The organism is Inquilinus sp. OTU3971 (assembly GCF_038440215.1).
The window spans coordinates 1-25,244 of sequence record NZ_JASATH010000052.1 but is presented as its reverse complement, the minus strand read 5'-3'; the positions used below and the strand labels follow the sequence as shown (position 1 = coordinate 25,244).

Here is a 25,244-nt window from a genome sequence, read left to right as displayed (position 1 = left end):
TCTCAGCCTCGGTCGTCTTGGAGCGGCACGGCGGTGGTCGCCGCGTGGCTGAACCGGCGCTTGCCGGTCCGGGTGATGCGGAAGCGCGACGAGCAGTTCGGGTCGGGGCAGGCGACCTCGGCGTCCGTCGTCATCCAGTCGTTGGCATGGGTCGGGCGCTGCTTGGCCGGCAGCAGCGGCAGCAGCGCCGCCAGCGAATAGATCGAGAAGCCCTGGCCCGGCGGCAGATGCAGCATTTCGCCGCGCAGCTCGAAATGGTCGCCGACCTTGGCGCCGCAATAGATCGGCCCGCCCTCGGGCGCCACCACCTCGACCCGCAGGTCGTACAGCTCGAAGCTGTCGTCGTGAGCGTCAGCCATAGGCTCTCTCCTCGGCATCCTCGGCATCGAGCCGCCCGCGGATCAGGCGGAACGATCGGGTGATGTCGTCGGTCAGCGCCCGGGTCGACCCGCCGGCATCGCCGCGCTCCAGTGCCGCGATCAGCTCCCAGTGGAAATGCGTGGCCGGGATGTCGCGCTGCTCGTCATGGATCTGCGCCGCGGCGCGGACATAGGGGCCGGATTGCAGCCACAGGCTCTCGACGATCGGGATCAGCACGGCCGACCCGGCGGCGCGGTAGATGGAGAAATGGAAATCGTGGTTCAGCTCCGACGTCCGGTGCGCCTTGTCCGCCTCGTCGCTGCGGAAGGCCGCCTCGCACGCCACCGTCAGCTGCCGCAGCCGGTCGAAATCCGCCGCCGACAGGTTGGGCAGCGCCAGCGCCGTCACCTGGCCCTCGATCAGGCAGCGGGCGCGGGCCAGGTCGTCCAGCCGCTCGCGGGTGATCAGCGGCACCCGCACCGAGCGGTTGGGCAGCGCCTCCAGCGCCTGCTCCGACACCAGGCGGCCCAGCGCCTCGCGCACCGGCATGGTGCTGGTCTGCAGCGTCTCGGCCAGCTCGACGATGCGCAGCACCTCGCCGGCGTCGAACATGCCGTGGATCAGCGACCGGCGCAGCTCGGCATAGACCCGGTCGTGCAGCGTCTCGCGCCCGACCGGCGACAGCGTGCGGCGCCGACTCATGCGGCCGCGTCCCTGCAAGGCACCGTATGTCGCTCGTCCCGATCGGGCATGGGCCCTCCAGGCTGTGGGCAGTTTGGCTGCCCCCAATTTTCTACTTGCCAACCCGCCGCGTGTAAACTTTGATCAAACATCACCGATCAAATTTGGTCCGAGGCGGATGCAGCCAGCCGCACATGCCCCGAACGCTTCCGCCGGCGCGCCCGTGATCGAGGGGCGCGACCTGGTCAAGCAGTTCGGCGGCCTGCGCGCGGTGGACGGCATGTCGATCGCGCTCGGCCGCGGCGAGATGCTGGGCCTGATCGGCCCGAACGGCGCCGGCAAGACCACGCTGTTCAACCTGCTCGCCGGCAGCCTGGCGCCGAGCGCCGGCACCATCAGGGTCGCCGGCCGCGCGCTGTCGCATCGGGGGCCGGAGCAGCGCATCACCCATGGCGTCGCCCGCACCTTCCAGATCCCGCGCCCCTTCGCCGAGATGACGGTGCTGGAGAATGTGCTGACCGGCGGCCAGAAGCAGGCGGGCGAGCGGATCTGGCTGAACCTGGTCCGGCCAGGCCGCGTCGCCGCCGAGGAGCGCGCGGCGGTGGCGAAGGCGCGGGCGCTGCTCGACTTCGTCACCCTGTCGCATCTGGAGCACGAGCCGGCGCGCGTGCTGTCCGGCGGCCAGCGCAAGCTCTTGGAGCTGGCGCGGGTGCTGATGGCCGACCCGCAGGCGATCCTGCTCGACGAGCCGGCCGCCGGCGTCAACCCGACGCTGCTCGAGCTGATCATCGACCGGATCCTCGAGCTCAACCGGCAGGGCCGGTCGATCCTGCTGATCGAGCACAATATGGAGATGGTGGCACGGCTGTGCGGCCGGGTCGTGGTGATGGCCGGTGGCCGGTATCTGACCGAGGGCACCGCGGACGAGATCGCGCGCAACCCGGCGGTCGTCGACGCCTATCTCGGCGGGGTGGCGTGATGGACACGGCCGCCCTCTCGACCAGGGACCTCGTCGCCGGCTACGAGCCCGACCTGCCGATCGTGCGCGGCGTCGGTTTCCGGGTGGCGCGCGGCGAGCTGGTGGTGCTGCTGGGGCCGAACGGCGCCGGCAAGTCGACCCTGGTCAAGGCGATTGCCGGGCTGGTGCCGGTCCATTCCGGAACGGCGGCGCTGGGGGCCACCGACATCACCGTCGTGCCGGCGCATCAGAAGATCCGCCACGGCCTGGCCTTCGTGCCGCAGACCGAGAACATCTTCGCCACGCTGTCGATCCACGACAATCTGCGCGCCGCCGCCGACATCCTGCCGAAGGACCGGCGGGCGCGGCGCATTGCCGACCTCTACGCCATGTTCCCCGATCTCGCGGCGCGGCCGTCGCTGCGGGCCGGCCAGCTGTCGGGCGGCCAGCGCCAGATGCTGGCGGTCGCCCGCGCCCTGGTGGTCGAGCCGTCGGTGCTGATCCTGGACGAGCCCTCGGCCGGCCTGTCGCCGAAGATCGTGGCCGAGGTGTTCGCCCGGCTGCAGACGATCAACCGCGCCGGCGTCACCATCGTGCTGGTCGAGCAGAATGTGAAGGCGGCGCTGGCCATCGCCGACCGCGCCGTCATCCTGGTCGAGGGCCAGGTGCGCCACGAGGGCCCGGCCGCCGGCCTCGCCGACGACCCGATCGTGGCCGAGCTCTATCTCGGCGCCCGCCGCCACGCGGCCGCGCCATGACCCCGCAGGTGCTGATAGACGGGCTGATCACCGGCGCGATGATCGGGCTCGGCGCCATCGGCGTGACCCTGACCTATTCGATCCTGCGCTTCGCCAATTTCGCCCATGGCGAGCTGCTGTCCTGGGGTGCCTATGCCGCGCTGGCCGCCGCCGGTGCGCTCGGCAGCGTCTCCGGCGGGCTCTTGACCCCGATCGGTCCATTCTCCTTCGGCTGGGCGCTGCCGATCGCGGCGCTGATCGCCGTGGCGCTGACCGGCGGGCTGGCGCTGCTGGTCGACGCGCTGCTGTTCGGCCGCCTGCGCGACAAGCGCAGCAGCATCATCATCCTGGTGATGGCCAGCTTCGGCGCGGCGCTGACGCTGCGCAGCCTGCTCGAATTCATCTTCACCTCGAAGCCGGCCTACTACACCAAGGCGCTGCAGATCGCCCTGCCGCTCGGCGGCGGCCTCAGGGCCACGCCCGACCAGCTGCTGTCGCTCGGCGTCGCCGCGATCCTCGTCCTCGCCGTGCATCTGATGCTGACCCGCACCGCGACCGGCCGGGCGATGCGTGCGGTCAGCGAGAATCCGCAGCTGGCCGGCGTCGTCGGCATCGATGTGCGCAAGGTGGTCCGCACCGTCTGGCTGATGGGGGCGGGGCTCGCCGCAATCGCCGGCATCTTCGCCGGGCTGCTGGTCCAGATCCGGCCGCAGATGGGGCTCGACCTGCTGCTGCCGCTGTTCGCGGCGGCGATCCTGGGCGGCATCGGCAGCGTGCCCGGCGCCATGCTGGCCGGGCTGGTCGTCGGCCTGGCCGAGGCGGTGGCCGTGCCGCTGGTCGGCGGCGAATGGCGCGCCGCCGTCGCCTTCGTCGTGCTGGTGCTGGTGCTGCTGGTCCGCCCGCAGGGCCTGTTCGGGAGGGCGGAATGAGCGTCGAGCTGGTCGCCTATGGCTGCTTCTTCCTGACCATGGCGCTGACCTATGCCGTGATGTGCCTGGGCCTCAACCTGCAATGGGGCCAGACCGGGCTGTTCAATGTCGGCGTTGCCGGCTTCGTCGCCATCGGCGCCTATGTCTCGGCGCTGCTGACCACGCCGGACGCGCCCGACCGCCTCGGCGGCTTCGGCCTGCCGATCGTCGTCGGCTGGCTCGGCGGGGCGCTGGCCGCGGCCCTGATCTCGTTCCTGATCGGGGCGCTGACCATCCGGCTGCGGGCCGACTATCTCGCCATCGCCACCTTCGGCGTCGCCGTCACCGTGCAGCTCTGCGCCCTCAATATGGTCTCGGTGACTGGCGGGCCGTTCGGCATCGGCTTCATCCCGCGGCCCTTCGCCGACCTGGCCGGCGACCCGCTGCTGTTCGGCCTGGCCAATCTCGGCGTGCTGGCCGCGGTCGTCCTGGCCCTCTACCTCGCGCTGGAACGGCTGGTGCGCAGCCCGTGGGGCCGGGTGCTGCGGGCGATCCGCGAGGACGAGACCGCGGCCCGTGCCCTGGGCAAGAACGCCCGGGCGTTCCGGCTGCAGGCCTTCGCCATCGGCGGCGGCATCATGGGGCTGGCGGGGGCGGCGCAGGCGCATTTCATCGGCTTCATCGCGCCCGACAACTACCTGCCGCGGCTGACCTTCCAGGTCTGGGCGATGCTGATCGTCGGCGGCTCCGGCAACAACCGCGGCGCCATCCTGGGCGCGGTCTTCGTCTGGGGCCTGTGGGCGGCCTCGGGCGGCGCGATCTCGGCCCTGTTCCCGCCCGACCAGCAGGCGCGCGCCGCCGCGCTGCAGATCGTCATGATCGGCGTCGCCCTCTGCGCCGTCCTGCTGCTGCGCCCGCGCGGCATGCTGGGCGAGGACCGCGTGGTGTCGCGCCATCTCGGCCGGCTGTCGCGCCGGACCATCAAGGAGACATCCCGTGCCGGCAACCCCTGAGCGCATCGATCTCGGCCCCGGGCTCTCGATCAGCCGCCTGGTCTGCGGCCTGTGGCAGGTGGCGGACCTGGAGAAGGACGGCACGATTCTCGACCCCGAGCGCGGCGCCGATGCCCTCGACGCCTATGCCCGGGCCGGCTTCGACAGCTTTGACATGGCCGACCATTACGGCAGCGCCGAGCTGATCGCCGGCCGGCTGCTGGCCCGCCACGGCAAGGGCCCGGGGCGGCCGGTCGCCTTCACCAAATGGTGCCCGGAGCCGGGGCCGATGACCGCCGCGGTGGTCCGCCGCGGCGTGCAGGACCGGCTCGACCGGCTCGGCGTCGACCGGGTCGACCTGCTGCAGTTCCATTGGTGGACCTTCGAGCATCCGGCCTGGCTCGACGCGCTGCACGAGATGGCGCGGCTGCGGGAAGAGGGGCTGATCGGCGCGATCGGCGTCACCAATTTTGACGCCGCGCATCTGGCGGTGGCGCTGGCCGACGGCGTGCCGGTCTTGACCAACCAGGTCTCGTTCTCCCTGGTCGACCGCCGCGCCGCCGGCGCGCTGTCCGATCTGTGCCGCGCCAAGGGCGTGAATCTGCTGGCCTACGGCACGCTCTGCGGCGGTTTCCTCTCCGACAAATGGCTCGGCCGGCCGGAGCCCGCCGCGATGCCGGACTGGAGCCGCTCCAAGTACAAGCGGTTCATCGACGCGGCCGGCGGCTGGGATGTGTTCCAGGGCATCCTGCAGGCCGCCGCCGACGTCGCCGGCAAGCATGGCGTCTCCCTCTCCAACGTCGCCACGCGCTGGGTGCTGGAGCATGAGGCGGTCGCCGCCGCCATCATCGGCGTGCGGCTGGGCGAGAGTGAGCACCGCGCCGACAACCTCGGGGCCTTCGGCTTCGCCCTCGACGCCGAGGACCGGGGGCGGCTCGACGACGCCTTCGCCGCGGCGACACCGATCCCCGGCGATTGCGGCGACGAGTATCGCCGGCCGCCTTATCTCACCGCCTCGGGCGACCTCAGCCACCATCTCGACGCCATCCCGTCGATCTACACCCCCGAGCCGGTGCCCGGCCGGCCGGACCGGCTGCGGGTCTCGTCCGGCAGCGTGTGGGAGCCGATCGCCGGCTACAGCCGCGCCGTGCGGGTGAAGGACACCATTCGCGTCTCCGGCACCACCGCCACCCATGGCGGCGACCGCTGCGTCGCGCCGGGCGATCCGGGGGCGCAGACCACCTACATCCTCGACAAGATCGCCGCCTCGATCACCGCGCTCGGCGGATCGATGGAGGATGTGGTGCGCACCCGCATCTATCTGCGCGACGCCGCGAAATGGGAGCCGGTGTCGCGCGCCCATGGCCGGGTCTTCGGTGCGATCAAGCCGGCCAACACGTTGGTCCAGGCCGGCGACCTGGTCGGCGACTACGAGGTCGAGATCGAGGTCGAGGCGGTCGTCCCCTGACGGGGCGGGCGGGCAGGGCGGTCAGATCGCGTCACGGACCCGGTTCCAGCTCTCCGCCATGTGGCGGCTGAGGATCGCGGCCAGGCGCTCCGGGTCCCGGGCCTCGAGGGACGCGATCATCTCCTCATGATCGGCCACGGCCGCCGCCCATTTCTCCTCGCTGCCATTGCCGATGAAGCGGATCCGCTTCAGCCGTGACTGCAGGATGCCGTGCACCGTCACCAGCGCCGCGTTGCCGGACAGGCGCAGGATGGCGGAGTGGATGGCCTGGTTCAGCTTGAAATATTCCAGCCGCTCGCGCCGACCGTAATATTCGAGCATCCGGTCGTGCAGGCCGCGGACCTCGCGGATGCCGGCATCCGAGGCATCGGCGCAGGCCAGCCGGCCGGCCTCGGCCTCCAGCAGGCCCAGCACCGCCAGCATGTCCTGGACCTCCTTGGCGGAGAAGCGCTTGACCACGGCGCCGCGGCCCGGGACCAGGTCCAGCAGGCCCTCGCTGGCGAGATATTTCAGCGCCTCGCGCAGCGGCGTGCGCGACACGCCGAGCTGCGCCCCCAACTGGCCCTCATGGATGCGTGCGCCGGACGGCAGCACGCCCTCGATCACCATGTCGCGGATGCGGCTGACGATCTGGTCGTGCAGCGACGGGCGGGCGATCGGGCCGCTCTCGGCCAACGCGTCCTGCAGAAGTTCCATCCCGTCCTCGCACCCCGCCGGCGGCATCGCCCGGCGGGGCCAAGCATGGCGAATAAGCCCGGCGGAGGTCAATCTCAGCATTCTGCATGCAGAGTGCAGCATGCTTGATGTGTGAATGCATGGCTGATACGGTGCCTCCAGAAGCAAGAAGATTTGGGGAGCACCGTGGCAGCCCAGCCCGACATCCGGCCGACCGAGACCGAGGTCTCCCGCCGTCCCGTCATCGCCCTGGCGATGGGCGACCCCGCCGGGATCAGCCCGGAGCTGACCGCCCGCCTGCTGGCGCTGGACGAGCTCCGCGCCGCCGCCCGGTTCGTGGTGTTCGGCGACCGCCGCATCCTCGATGCCGGGGCGCGGACGGCCGGCGTCACGCTGGACCTCGAGGTCACGACCGACGAGGCAGTGCCGGGCGACCGGCCGGTGCTGGTCGATCTCGGCAACCTCGACTCGGCCGAGGTGACGCCGCGCGAGGCGACGCTGGCGGGCGGCAAGTTCGCATCGGAGAATTTCCGCCGGGCGCTGAAGCTGGCCGCCGCCGGTGGGGCCGATGCCGTGTGCTTCACCCCGTTCAACAAGCAGGCGATGCGCTACGCCACCCCCGGCTACGACGATGAGATCCGCTTCGTCGCCGACGCCATCGGCTGGTCCGGCGCGGCGCGCGAGTTCAACATCCTGGACACGATCTGGAACGCCCGGGTCACCTCGCACATCCCGCTCTCGGCGGTGGCCGCGGCGATCACGGCGGACGGCATCCGGGCCGAGCTGGCGCTGACCGCCGGCTGCCTGCGCGCCTCGGGGATCGAGCGGCCGCGCATCGCCGTGGCCGGGCTGAACCCGCATGCCGGCGACGGCGGCAATTTCGGGCGCGAGGAGATCGAGGTGATCGGCCCGGCGGTCCGCGCCGCGGCGGCGGAAGGTCTCGATGTCGTCGGCCCCTATCCCGCCGACACCGTCTTCCTGCGGGCGCCGAAGGAAGGCTGCCACGCGGTGCTGACGATGTATCACGACCAGGGGCAGATCGCGATGAAGCTGATGGGCTTCGACCGCGGCGTCACCATGCTCGGCGGCTTTCCCTTCCCGATCTGCACCCCGGCCCACGGCACCGCCTACGACATCGCCGGGAAAGGCATCGCCGATATCGGCGCCAGCCGCGCCGCGGTGCTGCTGGCCGCCCGCATGGCGGCGCGGAGGCACGCCCCGCCGGGCTGATCCGGCCCGTCAATCACAATCAAAGGGAGGAGAACGCAGATGCTCAAGACATTGACCCTGGCGCTGGCCGCGCTGCTGCCAGCCGCTGCCGCCCAGGCCTGGGAACCCCAGAAGCCGATCGAGTTCGTCGTCACCTCGGGCCCCGGCGGCGGCACCGACAGCTTCGCCCGCGCGGTGCAGGCGATCATCGTCAAGCACAAGCTGGTCGACCGGCCGATCATCGTCAGCAACAAGGGCGGCGGCAGCGGCGCCGAGGGCTTCGTCTACGGCAAGGGCGCTGCCGGCGACCCGCACAAGCTGGTGTTCGGCACCAACAACGAATACCTGCTGCCCTTCGTCGCCAACCTGCCCTATGCGCCGGAGGACCTGACCCCGGTGGCGGCGATGGCGATGGACCAGTTCGTGCTGTGGGTGAACGGCGAGGCGCCCTACAAATCGGCGGCGGAGCTGCTGGCCGCGGCGAAGGAGAAGCCCCTCAAATTCGGCGGCAGCCAGTCCAAGGATGTCGACCAGACCCTGGTCACCATGGTCGGCGAGGCCACCGGCACCCGCTTCACCTACATCCCGTTCAAGAGCGGCAACGAGGCCGCGGTGCAGCTGGCCGGCGGCCATATCGCCGGCAACACCAACAACCCGAACGAGAATCGCGGCCAGTGGCAGGCCGGGATGGTGCGGCCGCTCTGCGTCTTCGCCACGCAGCGCCTCCCGGCCGGCCCGAAGGTGTTCGGCGATCTCGGCTGGGCCGACATCCCGCTGTGCCGCGACGAGGGCATCCCGATCGACAGCTACCAGATGCCGCGCGCCGTCTGGCTGCCCGGTGGCGTGCCGGCGGAGGCGACCGCCTTCTACACCGACCTGCTGCGCAAGGTCAGCGAGACGCCGGAATGGCAGGACTATTTGGCCAAAAGCTCGCAGAGCGGCCGGTTCCTGACCGGCGAAGAATGGCAGGCCTATATCCGCGCCGAGCAGGACCGGGTCCGCGCGGTCTACCAGAAGCAGGGCTGGCTCGCCGGCTGACGGAGTTCGGTCATGCAGAACGGCATTTCCCGCTTCGCGATGGAATGCGTAGCGTCCGCGGCCACCGGCGCGGCCGGCGCCGCGGTCGCGGTCGGCGGGCTGCAGGGCGGCATCGGCTGGAACGAGGCCGGGCCCGAGCCCGGCACCTTTCCCTTCGCCGTCGGCCTGATCATCGTCGCCGGCAGTCTCGGCACGCTGGTCCAGGCGATCCGATCGCGCGGCCGTGACGGCGGCGGGGTGTTCCTCGACGCCGTCCGTCTGCGCCGGGTGGCCGCCTTCTTCGGGCCGATGGCGGCCTTCGTGGCGCTGTCGATCCCGCTCGGCCTCTATGTCGCCTCGGCCCTCTACCTCGCCGGGGTAATGGCGCTGCAGGGCGGCTACCGGCTGCGCAGCGCCGTGCCGGTCGGACTCGGCGTCGCCGCGCTGCTCTGGCTGGTGTTCGAGACCTGGTTCCAGGTGCCGCTGTTGAAGGGCCCGGTCGAGGCCTGGCTCGGCCTCGCCTGATATCCGGAGATCCCCCGTGGACAACCTCGCCCATCTCGTCGACGGCTTCGGCACGGTGCTCAGCGGCTACCATTTGATGCTGATGGTGCTGGGCGTGATGCTCGGCATCCTGGTCGGGGTGCTGCCCGGCCTCGGCGCGCCGAACGGCGTGTCGCTGCTGCTGCCGCTGACCTTCGCCATGGACCCGGTCTCGGCCATCATCCTGCTCAGCTGCATGTATTGGGGCGCTTTGTTCGGCGGATCGACCACCTCGATCCTGTTCAACATTCCGGGCGAGCCCTCCTCGGTTGCCACCACCTTCGACGGCTATCCGATGGCCCGGGCGGGGCAGGCGGCGCGGGCCCTGACCCTGGCCTTCCTGTCGGCGGGATTCGGCGCCCTGGCCGGGGTGGTGGTGATCACGCTCCTGTCCGGCTGGGTGGCGCAGTTCGCGCTGCGCTTCAGCTCGCCGGAATTCTTCGCCGTCTACTTCCTGGCCTTCGCCTCCTTCGTTGGCATGGGCAGCGGGTCGCCGGTGAAGACCGTGGTGTCGATGATGCTGGGCTTCGCCTTCGCCACGGTCGGGATGGACACCGTCTCCGGCAACCTCCGCCTGACTTTCGGGCTTTCCGACCTGATCAAGGGCATCAGCTTCCTGGTCGCGGTGATCGGCCTGTTCGGCATCGGCGAGCTGATCCTGACCATGGAGGAAGGGCTGCGCTTCGACGGCATCCGCGCCCGGGTCGGGCTGCGCGATGTCGGCCGCGCCATGCGCGAGCTGCCGCGGCACTGGCTGGCGCTGCTGCGCAGCGTGCTGGTCGGCTGCTGGATGGGCATCACCCCGGGCGGGCCGACCGCCGCCAGCTTCATGAGCTACGGTCTGGCCCGCCGCTTCGCCCGGCGCAAGGACGGCTTCGGCAAGGGCGACCCGGCCGGCATCGTCTCGCCCGAGGCCGCGGACCATTCCGCCGGCACCTGCGCCATCCTGCCGATGCTGGCGCTGGGCGTGCCCGGATCGGCCACCGCCGCGGTGATGATGGGCGGGCTGATGATCTGGGGCCTGACGCCCGGCCCGATGCTGTTCATCGACCAGCCGGACTTCGTCTGGGGCCTGATCGCCAGCATGTATCTCGGCAATGTCGTCGCCGTCGCCCTGGTGCTGGCGACCGTGCCGCTGTTCAGCGCCATCCTGCGCATCCCCTTCGCCGTGATCGGGCCGGTGATCGTGGTGGTTTGCTTCGCCGGCGCCTACACGGTCGCCAACTCGCCCTTCGACATGGGGCTGGTGCTGGCCTTCGGCATCGTGGGGTACGTGTTCAAGCGGCTGGACTACCCGATCGCGCCCCTGGTCCTGGCCATGGTGCTGGGCGACAAGGCGGAAGACGCGTTCCGCCAGTCGATGATCATGTCCGGCGGCGACCTGTCGGTGTTCTGGTCGAACGCCCTGGTCGGCAGCATCACCACGCTCGGCCTCGCCATGCTGGCCTGGCCGCTGATCGGCCGCGTGCTCGGCGCGGCGTGGCCCGGCCGCCTGTTCCGCATCGGTTCGAACTGAAGAACAGCCTCGGGAGGACGCGATGGCGCAGATCGGGATCACGGGCGCGGCGGAGCGGGCCGAAGCGCCGACCGCGGTGCGCTGGAAGGTGTTCGCCTTCGTCGCCGTGCTGACGGTGATCAACCTGGCCGACCGCACCTCGCTGTCGGTCGGCATGCCGGCGATCGCGAAGGAGCTGGGGCTGTCGCCGGCGATGCAGGGCGTGCTGCTCAGCGCCTTCTTCTGGAGCTACGCGCTGCTGCAGATCCCCGGCGGCTGGCTGATCGACCGGATGGGGCCGAGCCGGATCATCGCTGGATCGACCCTGCTGTGGGGCGTGTTCCAGACCGCGGCGATGTTTGCGATGAACGGCTTCACCCTGCTCCTGACCCGGATCGGCCTCGGCGTGGCGGAGGCGCCGCTGTTCCCGGCCGGCGGCAAGCTGAACGCGCTGTGGCTGGCGCCGCAGGAGCGGGCGCGCGGCGCGGTGATCATGGACAGCGGCAGCTATCTCGGCGCCGCGCTGGGCGGGGCCGCGATTGCCTGGCTGATCTACGCGCTCGAATCCTGGCGCCTGGCCTTCGGCATCGCCGGCGTCGTCACCATCGGGCTGGGTTTCCTGGCCTGGCGGCTGCTGCGCGACGACCCCGCCGCCCATCCCGGCGTCAACGCGGCCGAGCTGGCGCAGATCCGCGCCCCCGCGCCGCAGGAGGCGGCGGAGAAGGGCCGGACCGGCGATGCGGTCGCCGCCCGGGTCGTGGCGCCGATGATGCTGGGCCGCTTCGGCTGGGCGATGATGAATTTCGGCCTGCTGACCTGGGGGCCGAGCTACCTGGCCCAGGCGCGCGGGCTGGATCTCAAGGCGATGGGCGCCGCCACCTTCGTCATCTTCGGCGCCGGCTTCCTGGGCGCCCTGACCGCCGGATTCCTGGCCGATGCGCTGCAGAAGCGCGGCCTGCGGCGCGGCGTGACCCTGAAGCTGCTGCTGACCATCTCCGGCCTCGGCACCCTGGCCGGATTCCTGCTGCTACCGCATGTCGCCGAGGCGGGGACGGCGGTGGCCCTCCTGGCCGCGACCGATTTCCTGCTGTGCTTCGGCAGCCTGTACTGGAGCCTGCCGGCGATGCTGGCGCCGCCGGGCAAGGAGGGCACGGTCGGCGGCTTCATGAACTGCGCCGGCAGCGTCGGCGGCATCGTGGTGCCGATCGCCGCCGGGCTGATCCTGCAGGCCACCGGCGCCTATGCCGCCGTGCTGACCTTCTTCGCCGGCTGCGCCGCGACCTATGTGATCGGCACGCTGGCCATCCCCTTCGCCCGCCGCGGAGCCGCCCGATGACCGAACCGACCCTCTGGACCGGTCCGATCGTCGACGCCCACCAGCATTTCTGGATCCCGGAGGACGGTCATCATCCCTGGCTGCTGCCGGAAGCCCGGATCCCCTTCCGCTACGGCGACTACACGCCAATCAAGCGGCGCTATCTGCCGGAAGACTACGCCGCCGATTCGCGCGGCCACGACATCCGCGCCACCGTCTATATGGAGGCCGAATGGGATCCCGCCGACCCAGTTGGTGAGACCCGCTGGGTATCGGATCTGGCGGCGCGGACCGGCCGGCCCAACGCCATCATCGCCCAGGCCTGGCTGGACCGGGCCGAATGGCCGGAGGTGCTGCAGGCCCAGGCCGGCTTCCCCCTGGTGCGCAGCGTGCGCCACAAGCCGGGCGGGCCGGCGCGGCCGGGCGAGGCGGGCCGCAGCCCGATGTCCGACGACCGCTGGCGCGACGGCTATGCCCTCTTGGAGTCCGCCGGGCTGCATTTCGACCTTCAGGCCGCCTGGTGGGTGCTGCCCGAGGCCGAGGCGCTGGCCCGCGACTTCCCGCGGACCCTGATCGTGCTCAACCACACCGGCTTGCCGGCGGACCGTAGCGAGGACGGCCTGCGCGGCTGGCACGGCGCCATGGCCCGGCTGGCGGAATGGCCCAATGTCGCGGTCAAGATCTCCGGCCTCGGCCGGCCGGGCCTGCCCTGGACCACCGAGGCCAATGGCTGGATCGTGCGCGAGACGGTGGCGATGTTCGGGCCCGACCGGGCGATGGTGGCCAGCAACTTCCCGGTCGCCAGCCTGTGCGGCAGCTTCGACGACATCTTCACCGGCTTCAAACGGATCCTGGCGCCACTGCCGCCGGACGACCAGGCGAAGCTGTTCCACGGCACCGCCACGGCGGTGTATCGGCCGGCGTGAACTGGCGCTCGGTCAGAACCCGGACGCGTCGAACCGCCGGAGCGGAGCGTCCGGATTGAGCTCCAGCCCGAAGCCGGGGGCGTCGGAGACGTCCAGCCGGCCGTCCTGCGGCACCGGCTCGTTCCGGAACAGGCTGCCGAACACCGGCCGCACGCTGCGCCCGTCCGGGCTGTTCGCCACATATTCGCAGAACGGCGCGTTCGGCTGCGACATCACGTAGTGGTAGCTGTAGGGCCCGCTGCCATGCGGCACCACCGGGATGTCATAGGCGGCGGCGTGGGCGGCGATGCGCAGCAACTCGGTCAGGCCGCCGGCCCACATCACATCCGGCTGCAGGATGTCGATGGTCCGCCCCTCGATCAGCCGGCGGAAGCCGTAGCGGGAGTATTCGTGCTCGCCGGTGGTGAAACGCATGGCCGGCAAAGCCCGCTTCAACAGGCCATAGCCCTCGACATCGTCGGGGTGCAGCACCTCCTCCCACCAATGGATGTCGAGATCGGCGCAGGCGGTGGCCAGCTCGATCGTGTAGGGCACGTCGAGCGCCATATAGCAGTCGACCATCAGCGGGAAGTCCGGTCCCACGGCGGCGCGGTGCCCGGCCAGGAACGCGCGGTTCGCCCGCACCCCTTCGCGGCCGTCGGCGGGGCCGTGCGGCAGCGGCACCTTGCCGCCCCAGAAGCCCATGCGCTTGGCTTCCGCGGGAATAGGCCCGGTGCAGTAAAAGCTCAGTTCCGGCTTGGTCCGGCCGCCGATCAGCTTGTAGACCGGCTCCTGCCGGATCTTGCCGACCAGGTCCCACAGCGCCAGGTCGACCACGCTGATCGTCGCCAGCGGCAGGCCCTTGCGGCCGTAGAACATGCTGGCCCGGAACATCTGATCCCACAGCAGGTTCAGGTCGCGCGGGTCGGCGCCGACCAGGAATCGGCGGAAGTGCTTCTCGATCAGCCAGCAGGCCGGCGGGCCGCCGAAGCCGGTGGCGAGGCCGATGCGGCCCTGGTCGTCCTCGATCTCGACCAGGATCGAGCCCAGCACGTCGATGCCCCAGCTCAGCCGCGACGCCTTGTAGGGCGCATAGCCCGACATCGGGTTGGCGATCAGCGTGTCGATGATCCAGTGGCCGCCCTTCTGGCGGTGATAGTCGCCGCCATCCCCGGTGCCTTCGATCAGATGGGTGCGGATGTCGGCGATGCGCAATGCGGTCATGATGGTGTCCGGAGGGTGGCGGGAACGGCTAGCGCATCAGCTGGCCGCCATTGACGTCGAGGGTGTGGCCGGTGACGTAGCCGGCCCAGTCGCTAGCCAGGAAGGCGACGCAGCGCGCCACCTCCTCCGGCATCGCGGCGCGGCCGAGCGGGATGGTGGCGAGGAAGCGGGCCAGCGCGTCGGGGGCCACGCCGTCATGCAGCATGGGCGTGTCGGCGGCGCCCGGCGACACGACATTGACCGTGATCCCCTCCGCCGCCCAGGCGCGGGCGAAGGATTTGGCCAGCGCGATCACCCCGGCCTTGGTCGCGGCGTAGATCGCCGAGCCGACATAGCCGCCGGTGTGAGCGCCCTGGCTGGCGAACATCACGATCCGGCCGCGGCCCTGCGGCGCCATCGCGGCATGGGCGGCGCGGCACAGATGAAACGGCCCGGCCAGGTTGACCCGCATCTGCCGGTCGATGGCGTCGTCGCCGACCTCGTCGATCGGCTGCCGGATCATCAGCGCCGCCGCGTTCACCAGGATGTCCAGCCGGCCATAGGTCTGGGCGGTGGTCTCGACCAGCTCCCGGCAGGCCGCCGGATCGGCCAGATCGAACACCGCCGGCGCGATCCGGCCCTCCGCGCCCTGCCGCGCGGTCTCGGCCGCCCCGGCGGCGTCGCGGTCGGCGGCGGTGACGACGCAGCCGAGCCGGGCCAGCAGCAGCGCCGTCGCCCGGCCGATGCCGCTGGCCGCCCCGGTGACGATGGCGATGCGGCCCGCCAGGCCCAGATCGTCGGTCATCTCCGCTCTCTCCGTCACAGCGGCAGCCGGTATTTGTCGAGGCAGGCCGCGCGCGGCTCGACGCCCAGGCCGGGGCCTTCGGGCGGCCGCACCAGCCCGTCCGTGTGCCAGATCGGCGTGTCGACCAGCTCGTGCTGCATGGGGTTCTCCACCGGCTTCAGCTCGAACAGCCGCGCCGCCGGGCTGGCGACCGACAGGTGCAGGCTGGCGGCGCTGGTCACCGCGGTGCTCCAGGCATGGGCGTTGACGGCGATGCGCGCCGCCTCGGCCAGGGCCGCCACCTTGCGGAAGCCGGTGATGCCCTCGGCCCGGGCGGGGTCGATGCCGAGCACGTCGACCAGCCCGGTGCGGATCAGCCGGGCGTAGCCGGCCACGGTCCATTCCCGCTCGCCGGTCGCGATCCGGGTGGCGACCGCGGCGCGCAGCCGGGCCAGGCCATCCAGGTCGTCGGGATGCAGCGGCTCCTCCACCCAGTCGATATCGAAGGTCTCGAACCGGCGGATGGTGGCGATCGCGGTGGCGGCGTCCCAGCGCACGCCGTTGCCGATATCGACCATCAGCCGGGCGGCGGGGCCGGCGGCCTGGCGCACCGCGCGGACATAGTCGACATCGTGGTCCGGGTCCCGGCCGACCCGCGACAGGCCGCGCTTGCCGAAGCCCAGCTTGGCGCCCTTGAAGCCGCGGCCGATGTGGCCGGCCACCTCGGCCGCGCCCTCCTCGATGGTGGCGCGGTTGACATGCATGCTGGCGATCGCCGGCAGCGCCTCGTGCACCCGGCCGCCGAACAGGCGCCACAGCGGCAGCCCGGCCGCCTTGCCGCAGGCGTCCCACACCGCCATGTCGATGCCGGCCAGCGCCATGGTGGCCAAGCCGCCTTCGCCGTACCACCATGTGTGCCGCTTCAGCGCCTGCCACACCGAATCGGGCTCGCGCACATCCATGCCGGCGATGACATCGGCCAGGCCGCCCTGGACCAGCGCGGCGACGGCGCGGCAGGCCTCGGGCCACATCGCGATGCATTCGCCCCAGCCGGTCAGCCCGCCCTCGGCCTCCAGCCGCAGCAGCACGGTGTGCCGGATATTGCCGTGGTCGTTCGGCTCCGGATAGCGCAGCACGATCGGAGTGATGCCCTGGATGCGCATTGGTCTCCTCCCACCGGCCGCTTCGGCGGCTCCTTCGTCCCGGTTCCGAACACCCTCTTGCCAGGGCGGCGGGACCGACACTACGATGCCCGAAAAGAATTGGCCTGTCCAATTTACCAGTGGACCGGAATGGAGGGGAGGAAAGGGATGATCCGCGCGCACCGCTTCCGGGGTTTCGCCATCGCTGCCGTTGCCCTGCTCGCCGCGGGTCCCGCGGCCCGGGCCCAGGATTTCCACGGCTTCGATCCGGGATCCTTCTCCGGCGCCATGCTGTCGGCCGACCAGCTCAAGGCCATGGTGGCCGACGCCAAGGCGGCGACGCCGCCGCGCAACGGCTCGGGCTACGTCATCGGCTTCGCCAACCTGCAGCGCGACATCTCCTTCGGGGTGAAGGTCGAGGGCGGCATCAAGGCCAATGCCGACGCCGCGGGGGTCGAGCTCGCCGTCGCCGACAACCGGCTGGACGGGCCGACCGCCCTGGCCAATGCCGAAAGCTTCGTCCGCCGCAACGCCGACTTCGTCATCGAATTCCAGACCGACGTGAATTTCGGCCCGGCGGTGATGAACCAGTTCGACACCGCCGGCATCAAGGTGGCGGCGATCGATATCCCGATGCCGAACGCCACCTTCTTCGGCGCCAACAACCCGCGCTCCGGCTTCATGGGCGGGTCCTACCTGGCCCAGGCCGCGGTCGCCGAATACGGCACCGACAAGGTGGCGCAGGGCTATCTCGTGGTCGGCGAGCTGCCGCAATCCGGCGCCATCCCGGCGATGCGCACCGGCGGCCAGGTCGCCGGCTTCCAGGCCGAGCTGCCGAATTTCCCCGCCGACCACATCCTCAAAATCGACACCAAGAACACGCTGCAGGAGAGCTTCCAGCAGATGAGCAACCTGATCGGCCGCATCCCCGCCGGGGTGCCGATCATGGTGACCGCGATCAACGACCAGGCGGCGACCGGCATGCTGCGCGCCGCCCAGCAGGCGGGGCGCGAGGCCGACACCATCGTCGTCGGCATGGGTGCGGACGAGACCGAGACCCTGGCGAAGGAGCCGCGCTTCGTCGCCTCGGTCGGCTATTTCCCGGAGCGCTACGGCAACTACCTGATCCCGATCGCCCTCGCCACCCTGGCCAACAAGCCCCTGCCGCCGGCGGTGCTGGTCAACCACGTCATGGTGACCAAGGCCAACATCTGCGAGTTCTACCCGGACGCGGCCTGCGCCAAGGACGCCAAGGTCCTGGACTACAAGTTCCCGCAGGAGGCCTTCGCCAAGCACCTCGCCGCCCTGCGCGGGCTGGAGGAGCTGAAGGGCTACGAGACCCTGATCCCGAAGGAGTGACGGCATGACCGCCTCGGCTCCCCGTCTCGAGATGCGCGGCATCCGCAAGGCCTTCGGCGGCGTCGACGTGCTGCGCGAGGTCGAGCTGACGGTCGCGGCGGGGCAGGTGCTGGCGCTGCTCGGCTCGAACGGCGCCGGCAAGTCGACGCTGGTGAAGATCCTGGCCGGCAGCTATGGCCGCGACGCCGGCACGGTGCGGCTGGACGGCGCCGAGGTCAGCTTCGACCAGCCGCGCCAGGCCGTCGCCGCCGGGGTGCGCCTGCTGCCGCAGGAGATCTCGGTGATTCCGGACATGACCGTGGCCGAGAACATCTGCATCGGCGACCTGCCGATGCGCGCCGGCCCCGGCTTCCGGGTGGTGGACACGGCGGCGATGCGCCGCCGGGCGGAGGAGCTGCTGCAGCAGCTGGGCTATCCCGGCATCGACCCCGCCGCCCGGGTCAAGGGCTTGAGCGTGCCGGAGCAGCGGATCGTCGAGATCGCCCGCGCCCTGGCCGGCCGCGCGCGTGTGCTGATCATGGACGAGCCGACGGCGTCGCTGACCGAGCAGGAGGCGGCGACCCTGTTCGCCATCATCCGCCGGCTGAAGGCGCAGGGCGTCGCGGTGATCTATATCTCGCACTACCTGTCCGAGGTGTTCGAGGTGTCCGACCGCATCGCCGTGCTGCGGGACGGCCGCAACGCCGGCAGTTTCCGCACCCATGAGGCGACGCCGGCCGAGGTGCTGCGCGCCATGCTCGGCGGCGTGGTCGACGACCTGTACGGCGCCGGCCCCGCGGCACCGCCGGGCGAGGCCGTGCTGGCGGTGGAAGGGCTGCGGATCCCCGGCGAGATCGAGGATGTCGACCTGACCGTCCGGGCCAGCGAGATCGTCGGCCTGTTCGGCCTGGTCGGGTCCGGGGTGGAGAGCCTGGGCCGGGCGCTGTATGGCGCGCTCGGGCCAGTGGCGGCGCGGCGGGTCGCGATCGGCGGCGCCTCCTATGCGCCGCGCAATCCGCAGGCCGGCAAGGCTGCCGGCATCGGCTTCATCGCGGCGGAGCGCAAGCGCGAGGGCATCGTCGCCGAGCTGACGGTGCGAGAGAACATCGCCCTGCCGTTCCTGGAGCGCTTCCGCACCGGCCCGTTCATGGATGTGGCGGCGGAGCGGCGCCATGCCGAGGGCTGGATCGATCAGCTCGGCATCCGCACGCGCGGCAGCGAGCAGCGCCTGCGCACCCTGTCCGGCGGCAACCAGCAGAAGGTCTGCATCGCCCGCTGGCTGGTCGATGGCATGCGCCTCTTGATCCTGGAGGAGCCGACCCGCGGCGTCGATGTCGGCGCGCGGCGCGAGATCTATGCCGAGCTGCGGCGGCTGGCGGATGCCGGCCGGGCGATCCTGGTGCTGTCCTCCGACGTCGAGGAGGTGGCGGGCCTGTGCGACCGCGCCATCGTGCTCGACCGCGGCCGGGCGGTGGCGGAATTTTCGCGCGGCCGTGAGCCGGCGGAGCTGATGGCCGCTGCCAGTGCGCCGGCGGCGGAGAACGGGGAGCTGAGGGCATGACGACGATCGATACTCCCCGCCGCGTCCAGGGCTTCGCCCGCGGCGCGCTCGGCCGGTCCTGGTCCGGCGTGGTGGTGCTGCTCTTGTTCTACGTGGCGCTGCTGGTCGCCTTCTCGCTGCTGTCGCCCTGGTTCCTGTCCTTCAACAACATGATGAGCATCGGCTCCAACGTCGCCTTCATCGGGCTGATGGCGGCGACCGGCACGCCGTTGATCATCGCCGGCGGGCTCGACCTCTCGGTCGCCGCCGTGGCCGGGCTGACCGGGGTGGTGCTGGCTCTGCTGCACGGGGCAGGACTCGACATCTGGGTGGCCGCCGTGGCGGCGGTGCTGTGCGGCGCCGCGATCGGCCTGGTCAACGGCATCTTCACCACCGGGCTGCGGCTGAACCCGCTGATCGTCACGCTGGCGACCATGAGCATCATCACCGGCAGCGCGCTGGTGATGACCGGCGGCCTGACCCGGCCGCTGATGGTGCCGGGCTTCAACTGGATCGGCAGCGGCCGGCTGTTCGGCATTCCGGTGCCGCTGATCCTGATGCTGCTGTGTTACGGCGCGCTCTGGGTGGTGCTGGCCAAGTCCCGCTTCGGCCGCTTCGTCTACGCCTCGGGCGGCAATCCGGAGGCCAGCCGCCTGGTCGGCGTGCCGGTGGCGCGCACCCAGATCACGCTCTATGTCCTGTCCGGCATCAGCGGCGCCGTCGCCGGGCTGGTGCTGGCGGCGATGTTGGGGGCGGCTGCGCCGGACGCGGCGGGCAAGCACCTGCTGACCGTGATCGCCGCCATCATCCTCGGCGGCACCAGCCTGTTCGGCGGCCGCGGCAGCGTCTGGGGCACGCTGCTGGCCGTGCTGATCCTGGGCACGCTGAACAACGGGCTGACCCTGCTCGACGTCTCCAGCTTCTGGCAGGACGTGACCCGCGGCATCGTGCTGCTGCTGGCCGTCAGCCTCGACCAGATCCGCAGCCGTGCGGCGGGGGACTGATCGTGGTCACCGGCCTCGACACCGTCGCCCCGATCGAGCGGCAATCGGTCGCCGAGCAGGTGGCGAAGAAGCTCCTGGAGCTGGTGCGCACCGGCAGCCTGAAGCCGGGCGACCAGCTGCCGCCGGAGCGCGAGCTGGCGCAGATCCTGCAGGTCAGCCGGCCCAGCGTGCGCGAGGCGCTGCGCGGCCTGCAGATCCTGGGCGTGGTCAAGATGCGGCAGGGCGGCGGCGTCTATGTCACGGCGCTGGAGGCATTGGACCTGTTGGCGCCGCTGCAGTTCCTGCTCGAGCTGAACGCGCCGACGGTCGATGCGCTGCACGAGGCGCGGATCCTGGTCGAAGGCACCATCGCCGGGCTGGCGGCGGAGCGGATCGACGCCGCCTCGCTGGCCCGGCTGCACGCCCTCCTGGTGGTGCAGCGCGGCCTGCTGCGCGAGCCGGTCGGCTTCCGCGTGTCGGACATGGAGTTCCACCGCATCATCTACGCCGCCTCCGGCAACCCGTTCCTGGAGCGGGTCGGCGGCTCGTTCTTCGTGCTGGGTATGGAGTACCGCCGTATCGCCTCGGAGACGCCGGGCGTGCTGGAGCGCAGCTTCGCCGACCATGAGGCCATCCTGGCGGCGCTCGATGCCCGCGACGCCGCGGCGGCCGGGGAGGCGATGCGGCGCCACATGACCAGCGTCTACGAGACCACGCTGGCGGCGATGGAGAAGGCGCGATGACGAGGAAAGCGCGGATCGCCGTGGTCGGCGCCGGCTGGTGGGCGGCGCAGAACCACATCCCGGTGCTGCAGCGGAATCCCGATTGCGAGTTGGTTGGGGTGAACCGGCTGGGCACGGCGGAGCTGGCGGCGCTGCAGCAGCGCTTCGCCATCCCGGAGGGCTCGGAGGATTACCGCGAGCTGCTCGACCGGGTGAAGCCGGACGGTGTGGTGGTGGCCTCGCCGCATGTGCTGCATCACGAGCACGCGGCCGCGGCGCTCGACCGCGGCTGTCATGTGCTGGTCGAGAAGCCGCTGGCGACCCGCGCCGAGGACGCCCGCGACCTGGTCGCCCGTGCCCGCCGCGCCGGCCGCGCCATCCTGGTGCCCTATGGCTGGAACTTCCTGCCCTGGGTGCGCCAGGCGCGCCGGCTGGTCGGCGAGATCGGCGCGGTCGAGCATGTCGTGCTGCAGATGGGCTCGGCGCTGGAGGACCTGTTCGCCGGCCGGCCGATGGCCGAGACCAAGGGCCATATGTTCCGGCCGCCACCCTCGACCTGGGCCGACCCGAAGCGCGCCGGCGGCTACGGCTGGGGCCAGCTGGTGCATGCGCTCGGTCTGCTGTTCCGCATCGCCGACCTGGCGCCGCGCGAGGTCTTCGCCATGACCGGCGCCTCGCCCACCGGGGTCGACTACTACGACGCCGCCACGGTGCGGTTCGAGGGCGGCGCCACCGCCGCGCTGTCGGGCGCCTCCACCGTGCCGAAGCATCGCGGCCCGCATATCGACCTGCGCATCTACGGCTCCGAAGGCCTGCTGCTGCTCGACATCGAGCGCGAGCGGCTGGAGGTGCGGCGCCGCGACGGCCGCGACACCACCGTGCCGATGGCGCTGGGCGCCGGCGAATACAGCTGCGAGCGGCCGGTCGATGTCTTCGTCGATCTCTGCCTCGGCCGCGATGTCGAGAACGACGCGCCGGGTGAGGTCGGCATGCGCGCGGTCGAGGTGCTCGACGCCATGTACCGCTCCGCCGCCAGCGGCCATGTCGAGAGGGTCTGATCCATGCAGCTTTCGCTCACCTCCTGGTCCCTGCGCGCCTGCTCGCTGCAGGAGGCGGCCGGCATCGCCCGGGCGCTCGGCATCGGCGCGCTCGACCTCGGCTATTTCTACGGTCCCGCCCTCGACAAGGCGGCGCTGCTGGCCGATCCGGACGGGATGGCGGAGACGGTGCGGGCGCTCGGCATCCATGTGCCCAGCTTCTACCACCTGTTCGGCGACAGCCTGTCCGACTGCAACCTGGCCGATCCGCGCCACCGCGAGCGCAACATCGCGGATTTCCGCAAGGCCGTGCAGTTCTGCGTCCGGGCCGGGATCGATACGATCTTCATCCTGCCCGGCGTGTGCAACCCGGGGCAGGGCAGGGCGCAGGCGCTGGCGGAATCGGCCCGCTCGCTCAACGCCCTGGTGCCGATCGCCCTCGAGGCCGGGGTGACGCCGACGATCGAGCCGCATGTCCACTCCTTCCTCGAAACTCCGGCCCTGACCGAGGAACTGCTGGGCCGGGTCGAGGGGCTGCGGCTGACGCTCGACTACGCCCATTTCGTCTGCCTCGGCTACCGGCAGGAGGAGATCGACCCGCTGGCCCGCCACGCCGCGCATGTCCATCTGCGCCAGGCCCGGCCGGGCGCGCTGCAGGCCAAGGGGCATGAGGGCACGATCAACATCGAGGCCCAGCTGGCCACACTGCGCGACGCCGGCTTCCAGGGGCATCTCGCGCTCGAATATGTGCATCAGGACTACATGGCGACGCTTTATGACGACGTGCTGACCGAGACGATCCGGATGCGGGACCAGGTGCGGGGGTGGCTGGCATGACCGGACGCCGGCTGACGGTCGAGGAGATCCTGCAGGGCGGCTTCTCGACCCCCTGGGACGCGCCGATGGTGCCGCCCTTCCCGTTCAGCTTCCGCGACGTCGAGGTGCTGACCCTGGCCTGGCGCACCGACCCGGAGGCGGTCGAGCGGCTGCTGCCGCCGCCGCTGGAACCGACCAGCGACGTGGTGCTGGCGCATATCTACAAGATGAACGACACCGACTGGCTCGGCCCTTACGGCGAGTCCAACATCATGGTCGGGTGCCGGCTGCCCGGGACCGGCGAGGCCGGCTCCTACTCGCCCTATCTGTTCCTGTCCTCCGACATCGGCGTCGCGCATGGCCGTGAGGTGCACGGCCAGCCGAAGAAATCCGGCATCCCCACGCTGGAGGCGCGCGGCGACGCCTGGGTCGGCACCGTCGCCCGCAACGGCATCGACGTCATCACCGGCACGCTGGCCTACAAGCAGCGGCGCGACCGGATCGAGAGCCTGGCCGCGCATTTCGACTTCGCCACCAACATCAACCTCAAGGCGATCGACCATATCGACGGCCGGCCGGCGATCCGCCAGCTCACCGCCCGCCGCCTGGCCGAGGTGGCGGTGCATGAATGCTGGAGCGGACCCTGCACCGTCGAGCTCAGGCCCAACATCCAGGCACCGGTCTACCGGCTGCCGGTCAGGGAGATGCTCGACGGCTTCTACTGGCGCGCCGATTTCACCCTGGCGCCCGGCCGCATCCTGCACGATTACCTCGCCGCCTGACGACGGAGACAGCGAATGACGCAGCACTGCTGGATCCTGGAAATCCGCCCCGGCTATGAGGAGGAGTACAAGCGGCGCCACGACGAGATCTGGCCGGAGATGGTGGCGGCGCTGCGGGCGGCCGGGATCCGCAACTACTCGATCTTCAAGCACGGCCTGACCCTGTTCGGCCATTTCGAGACCGACGACCTCGACCGCACCGTCGCCGTCCTGCGCGACGACCCGGTCAACCGGCGCTGGGGCGAATACATGGCGCCGATCATGAAGGTCGAGATCGACAGCCGCACCGGCTTCCCCTTCCTGCTGCCGCTGCAATGGCACATGGATTGAGGGCGTCGGGGCGGGCGGCTCAGTCGATCGCGTCGGCGGTGACGTCCAGAGGTGCTGCGGCGACATGGCCGGCCACCGGCACCACCTTGACCACGGCGCTGGTGGTGCGGAAGGGCAGGGCCACGAGGCCGCAGCCGCCCAGCCCGGCGGCCACGGCCAGGATCAGCAGCGCGGCCATGGGGCGGCCGGATCGAGGGCGGCGGGTCACCGGCTTTTCTCCTTGCCGGCGGCGGCCCGGGGCGCGTGCGGCAGGCGCCACCGCCGCGGCAGGATATTCGCGGCATAGCCCCACAGATACAGCCCGGCGCACAGCAGGATGCTGCCGAGCCAGAGCATCTCGAAGATCATGGTGAACCTCCTATGTGACGATGGCGGTGGCGGTCACTTCAGCTGTGCGACCAGGGCGTCCGCGCCCTTCTCGAGGCCGGTCTTCGCCGCCGCCAGCGAGCCGAAGGTCGCCCCGATGTTGAACGACCCCGGGTATTGCTTGGAGACGAAGGCGTTGAGCAGGCGGTTGGTCGGGGCATCGTAGATCTCGACCGCGTAGATCACGGCGCCGGTGAACAGGCCTTCGCCGCCGCGCACCGCCTGCACCCCGTTGTAGAGGCCGCCGCCGATGTCGACGCGCGAGACCGTGCTCAGCACCGGCGTGCTGGTCGACGCGCCGGTCAACGTCAGCCGCAGGCGCAGGGTGCCCGGCGCCGGGTCGCCGGCCAGGGTGAAGCGGGTCTTCAGCTTCTCCACGAATGCGGTCTGCATGGTGTGGGCCAGCTCGGCCTTGTCCTCCTCGGACATGTCGCCGAACTGGTTGTCCGGGCCGCGGTAGATCACGATCGGGTCGATGATCATCCGGTTGTAGCTGCGCCAGTCCACTGGGGTGGCGTAGCGGAACGGGATGTGGTCGTCCTGCGGGTTGGGCGCCAGTTGCGCCGACGAGGCGATGCCGGAATAGGCAACCGGATCGGCGCTGCCGCAGCCGGCCAGGGCCACGCCGACGGCCGCGAGCGACAGCCACGCCCGGGCAGGGATCGGCCGTCGCGGCCTGTCTGGGAACGCGTGCATTCAGGTCTCCAGGTCGAAGTCTGGGGCCGGTGTGAGCCGGGCCGTGGGGCGCCGTTCTCCGCCGGGATGGAGTGCGTTGCCGCCGATGCGGGGAATGGGGATGTCGACGGCGGCGCCGTCGGGGTCAGGTGGTGGTCAGGGCCGCGGCTGCCTCGGCCCGTCCGGTATTCAGATTTTGAGGCAGATCACGCCGATGAGATCGAATTTTGTGCAACCGGAGAGATCGTTGACACTATAGACCG

Annotated in this window: 28 protein-coding genes; 19 read left to right on the top strand and 9 right to left on the bottom strand. The window is 71.0% G+C overall.

The features are described 5' to 3' along the window. Positions 1–2 precede the first annotated feature (2 nt). The gene (locus AAHM41_RS15345) at positions 3–359 is read right to left on the bottom strand and encodes a TIGR04076 family protein (RefSeq protein ID WP_342237427.1); all 357 of its coding nucleotides are present in this window, start codon (positions 357–359) and stop codon (positions 3–5) included. Continuing rightward, positions 352–1,062 (bottom strand): GntR family transcriptional regulator, encoded by a 711-nt coding sequence (locus AAHM41_RS15340; protein WP_342237426.1) that lies wholly within the window; start codon positions 1,060–1,062, stop codon positions 352–354. The genes AAHM41_RS15345 and AAHM41_RS15340 overlap by 8 nt, the downstream gene beginning before the upstream one ends. Positions 1,063–1,219: 157 nt before the next feature. Between AAHM41_RS15340 and AAHM41_RS15335 the strand changes: the two genes are divergently transcribed. Genes AAHM41_RS15335 through AAHM41_RS15315 form a run of 5 tightly spaced genes read left to right on the top strand, consistent with a single transcriptional unit; the run spans position 1,220 to position 6,104 of the window. Then, entirely contained in the window at positions 1,220–2,020 is an 801-nt protein-coding gene (locus tag AAHM41_RS15335; protein WP_342237425.1) for an ABC transporter ATP-binding protein, read from the top strand. Continuing rightward, a complete protein-coding gene (locus tag AAHM41_RS15330; RefSeq protein ID WP_342237424.1) occupies positions 2,020–2,757 on the top strand; it encodes an ABC transporter ATP-binding protein in 738 nt (245 codons plus the stop codon). Before AAHM41_RS15335 ends, AAHM41_RS15330 begins: the two co-directional genes overlap by 1 nt. After that, entirely contained in the window at positions 2,754–3,665 is a 912-nt protein-coding gene (locus AAHM41_RS15325; RefSeq protein WP_342237423.1) for a branched-chain amino acid ABC transporter permease, read from the top strand. Before AAHM41_RS15330 ends, AAHM41_RS15325 begins: the two co-directional genes overlap by 4 nt. Next, on the top strand, positions 3,662–4,657 hold the full coding sequence (locus AAHM41_RS15320; RefSeq protein ID WP_342237422.1) for a branched-chain amino acid ABC transporter permease: 996 nt from the start codon (positions 3,662–3,664) through the stop codon (positions 4,655–4,657). The genes AAHM41_RS15325 and AAHM41_RS15320 overlap by 4 nt, the downstream gene beginning before the upstream one ends. After that, the gene (locus AAHM41_RS15315; RefSeq protein WP_342237421.1) at positions 4,641–6,104 is read left to right on the top strand and encodes an aldo/keto reductase; all 1,464 of its coding nucleotides are present in this window, start codon (positions 4,641–4,643) and stop codon (positions 6,102–6,104) included. The genes AAHM41_RS15320 and AAHM41_RS15315 overlap by 17 nt, the downstream gene beginning before the upstream one ends. A 21-nt stretch (positions 6,105–6,125) precedes the next feature. Here the strand turns inward: AAHM41_RS15315 and AAHM41_RS15310 are convergent, their stop codons facing one another. Then, on the bottom strand, positions 6,126–6,800 hold the full coding sequence (locus tag AAHM41_RS15310) for a GntR family transcriptional regulator (protein ID WP_342237420.1): 675 nt from the start codon (positions 6,798–6,800) through the stop codon (positions 6,126–6,128). Between the two features lie 165 nt (positions 6,801–6,965). Between AAHM41_RS15310 and AAHM41_RS15305 the strand changes: the two genes are divergently transcribed. From AAHM41_RS15305 to AAHM41_RS15280, 6 genes are read left to right on the top strand one after another with little or no spacing between them, the layout of a single operon-like run. Then, positions 6,966–8,009, top strand: a complete 1,044-nt coding sequence (locus tag AAHM41_RS15305) for a 4-hydroxythreonine-4-phosphate dehydrogenase PdxA (protein WP_342237419.1) — start codon at positions 6,966–6,968, stop codon at positions 8,007–8,009. A gap of 39 nt (positions 8,010–8,048) precedes the next feature. Beyond that, positions 8,049–9,026 carry a tripartite tricarboxylate transporter substrate binding protein gene (locus AAHM41_RS15300; protein WP_342237418.1) on the top strand — a complete coding sequence of 326 codons (978 nt, stop codon included), beginning with the start codon at positions 8,049–8,051 and terminating at the stop codon, positions 9,024–9,026. Between the two features lie 12 nt (positions 9,027–9,038). Next, on the top strand, positions 9,039–9,530 hold the full coding sequence (locus tag AAHM41_RS15295) for a tripartite tricarboxylate transporter TctB family protein (RefSeq protein ID WP_342237417.1): 492 nt from the start codon (positions 9,039–9,041) through the stop codon (positions 9,528–9,530). Between the two features lie 16 nt (positions 9,531–9,546). Then, the gene (locus AAHM41_RS15290) at positions 9,547–11,064 is read left to right on the top strand and encodes a tripartite tricarboxylate transporter permease (RefSeq protein WP_342237416.1); all 1,518 of its coding nucleotides are present in this window, start codon (positions 9,547–9,549) and stop codon (positions 11,062–11,064) included. A 22-nt stretch (positions 11,065–11,086) separates the two neighbouring features. Then, positions 11,087–12,379: an MFS transporter gene (locus AAHM41_RS15285; protein WP_342237415.1), complete on the top strand. Its 1,293-nt coding sequence runs from the start codon at positions 11,087–11,089 to the stop codon at positions 12,377–12,379. Continuing rightward, complete coding sequence (locus AAHM41_RS15280; protein WP_342237414.1) at positions 12,376–13,284, top strand: amidohydrolase family protein; 909 nt, start codon at positions 12,376–12,378, stop codon at positions 13,282–13,284. Before AAHM41_RS15285 ends, AAHM41_RS15280 begins: the two co-directional genes overlap by 4 nt. 12 nt (positions 13,285–13,296) lie before the next feature. Here AAHM41_RS15280 and rhmD read toward each other — a convergent pair whose 3' ends face one another. Genes rhmD through AAHM41_RS15265 form a run of 3 tightly spaced genes read right to left on the bottom strand, consistent with a single transcriptional unit; the run spans position 13,297 to position 16,413 of the window. Beyond that, the gene (gene rhmD, locus AAHM41_RS15275) at positions 13,297–14,487 is read right to left on the bottom strand and encodes an L-rhamnonate dehydratase (RefSeq protein WP_342237413.1); all 1,191 of its coding nucleotides are present in this window, start codon (positions 14,485–14,487) and stop codon (positions 13,297–13,299) included. Between the two features lie 28 nt (positions 14,488–14,515). Beyond that, positions 14,516–15,271 (bottom strand): SDR family NAD(P)-dependent oxidoreductase, encoded by a 756-nt coding sequence (locus tag AAHM41_RS15270; RefSeq protein WP_342237412.1) that lies wholly within the window; start codon positions 15,269–15,271, stop codon positions 14,516–14,518. A 14-nt stretch (positions 15,272–15,285) separates the two neighbouring features. Continuing rightward, positions 15,286–16,413 carry a mandelate racemase/muconate lactonizing enzyme family protein gene (locus AAHM41_RS15265; protein WP_342237411.1) on the bottom strand — a complete coding sequence of 376 codons (1,128 nt, stop codon included), beginning with the start codon at positions 16,411–16,413 and terminating at the stop codon, positions 15,286–15,288. Positions 16,414–16,560: 147 nt separating this feature from the next. Between AAHM41_RS15265 and AAHM41_RS15260 the strand changes: the two genes are divergently transcribed. Genes AAHM41_RS15260 through AAHM41_RS15225 form a run of 8 tightly spaced genes read left to right on the top strand, consistent with a single transcriptional unit; the run spans position 16,561 to position 23,940 of the window. Further along, on the top strand, positions 16,561–17,751 hold the full coding sequence (locus tag AAHM41_RS15260; protein ID WP_342237410.1) for a sugar ABC transporter substrate-binding protein: 1,191 nt from the start codon (positions 16,561–16,563) through the stop codon (positions 17,749–17,751). A gap of 4 nt (positions 17,752–17,755) precedes the next feature. Then, complete coding sequence (locus tag AAHM41_RS15255; RefSeq protein WP_342237409.1) at positions 17,756–19,291, top strand: sugar ABC transporter ATP-binding protein; 1,536 nt, start codon at positions 17,756–17,758, stop codon at positions 19,289–19,291. Further along, positions 19,288–20,274, top strand: coding sequence for an ABC transporter permease (locus AAHM41_RS15250; protein ID WP_342237408.1), 987 nt, complete (start codon positions 19,288–19,290; stop codon positions 20,272–20,274). Before AAHM41_RS15255 ends, AAHM41_RS15250 begins: the two co-directional genes overlap by 4 nt. A gap of 2 nt (positions 20,275–20,276) precedes the next feature. Further along, positions 20,277–20,996 (top strand): FadR/GntR family transcriptional regulator, encoded by a 720-nt coding sequence (locus AAHM41_RS15245; protein WP_342237407.1) that lies wholly within the window; start codon positions 20,277–20,279, stop codon positions 20,994–20,996. Then, positions 20,993–22,033, top strand: a complete 1,041-nt coding sequence (locus AAHM41_RS15240) for a Gfo/Idh/MocA family protein (RefSeq protein ID WP_342237406.1) — start codon at positions 20,993–20,995, stop codon at positions 22,031–22,033. Before AAHM41_RS15245 ends, AAHM41_RS15240 begins: the two co-directional genes overlap by 4 nt. A 3-nt stretch (positions 22,034–22,036) precedes the next feature. Continuing rightward, positions 22,037–22,849, top strand: coding sequence for a sugar phosphate isomerase/epimerase family protein (locus AAHM41_RS15235; RefSeq protein WP_342237405.1), 813 nt, complete (start codon positions 22,037–22,039; stop codon positions 22,847–22,849). Further along, positions 22,846–23,610 carry an acetoacetate decarboxylase gene (locus AAHM41_RS15230; RefSeq protein WP_342237404.1) on the top strand — a complete coding sequence of 255 codons (765 nt, stop codon included), beginning with the start codon at positions 22,846–22,848 and terminating at the stop codon, positions 23,608–23,610. The genes AAHM41_RS15235 and AAHM41_RS15230 overlap by 4 nt, the downstream gene beginning before the upstream one ends. 15 nt (positions 23,611–23,625) lie before the next feature. Then, positions 23,626–23,940 (top strand): L-rhamnose mutarotase, encoded by a 315-nt coding sequence (locus AAHM41_RS15225; protein ID WP_342237403.1) that lies wholly within the window; start codon positions 23,626–23,628, stop codon positions 23,938–23,940. Between the two features lie 19 nt (positions 23,941–23,959). Here AAHM41_RS15225 and AAHM41_RS15220 read toward each other — a convergent pair whose 3' ends face one another. The 3 genes from AAHM41_RS15220 to AAHM41_RS15210 are packed head-to-tail and all read right to left on the bottom strand — an operon-like array spanning position 23,960 to position 25,002. Beyond that, entirely contained in the window at positions 23,960–24,148 is a 189-nt protein-coding gene (locus AAHM41_RS15220; RefSeq protein ID WP_342237402.1) for a DUF6726 family protein, read from the bottom strand. Then, positions 24,145–24,288 carry a hypothetical protein gene (locus tag AAHM41_RS15215; protein ID WP_342237401.1) on the bottom strand — a complete coding sequence of 48 codons (144 nt, stop codon included), beginning with the start codon at positions 24,286–24,288 and terminating at the stop codon, positions 24,145–24,147. The genes AAHM41_RS15220 and AAHM41_RS15215 overlap by 4 nt, the downstream gene beginning before the upstream one ends. Positions 24,289–24,321: 33 nt before the next feature. Further along, the gene (locus AAHM41_RS15210) at positions 24,322–25,002 is read right to left on the bottom strand and encodes a DUF3313 domain-containing protein (protein ID WP_342237400.1); all 681 of its coding nucleotides are present in this window, start codon (positions 25,000–25,002) and stop codon (positions 24,322–24,324) included. Between the last annotated feature and the right edge of the window lie 242 nt (positions 25,003–25,244).